Genomic DNA, 439 nt, shown 5'->3' on the forward strand with positions numbered 1-439 from the left:
ACTTGGAAGCCTGAACCTGAGCCGGTGCCGCAACTTTCGCCTGCGCGAAATTCTGCGCCGCGCCGCCCTTTTCCTTGGCCCACGCCGCCGCTGTTTCTTCGAGCAGGAATGCGGCGAGCGAGCCGTCGCTTTCGCGAACGTACCAGGCCTTGTCCGCAAAAAGCTTCAGGCCCGTCTTGCGATCCTGTACGTAGGTGACGCGTACCTTCTTGCCTTCCTTTTCGAGCTCAGCGAGTGCGAGAAACGCGGATTGCGGCGTGCGATACGCGCGGACTTTGGGTTCGCCGGCGACCCAGATCTGCGCCACCAGCAGCGGGTTGTCCAACGTTTCGCCCGTGCGCGCGTCTTTGCCGATCAGCGGCAGCGGCGAGTAATCCTTCAGCCGTGCTTCGTAGTCGACGCCCAGTTCTTTCGCGGCCTGGCGGATGAAGGTGTCGTC

At 62.9% G+C, this 439-nt stretch carries 1 protein-coding gene; it reads right to left on the bottom strand.

All coding sequences use genetic code 11. The features are described from left to right. Positions 1-439: nitrous oxide reductase accessory protein NosL (locus I6F37_RS40345; protein WP_368736826.1), on the bottom strand; the 439-nt coding region annotated here is incomplete at both ends.

The organism is Bradyrhizobium sp. NBAIM08, from assembly GCF_020193935.1.
Lineage (GTDB): Bacteria > Pseudomonadota > Alphaproteobacteria > Rhizobiales > Xanthobacteraceae > Bradyrhizobium > Bradyrhizobium yuanmingense.